1 protein-coding gene is annotated in these 255 nt (G+C 42.7%); it reads right to left on the reverse strand.

Annotation, left to right across the window (positions count from 1 at the left end; all coding sequences use genetic code 11):
* Window positions 1-255 (reverse strand): efflux RND transporter permease subunit (locus tag AAEY62_RS23465; RefSeq protein WP_350636862.1); only part of this gene is annotated, 255 nt, incomplete at both ends.

Below are 255 nucleotides of genomic sequence, written 5' to 3' on the forward strand. Positions count from 1 at the left end.
GTCTGGGCCTATGGTAGGAGTTACCGTTAACACCGAGCCTAATGGCACCATATTACCCGCACGATTACGTACTTTTAAATGCAATATTTGTTCTGGATCAACGCGATAATCGGCGTCAGCTTGCGCATTTACTTGGTAAGTACGGCCAAATAAATTGAAGTCGTTTACATACACTGAGCCTAAATATATCTGTAACGCATTAAACACTTCATCCAGCGGTATGCCTTGAATAAGCGCTTGTTCACGGTCTATATC

Source organism: Pseudoalteromonas sp. GW168-MNA-CIBAN-0100, from assembly GCF_040309225.1.
Lineage (GTDB): Bacteria > Pseudomonadota > Gammaproteobacteria > Enterobacterales > Alteromonadaceae > Pseudoalteromonas > Pseudoalteromonas arctica.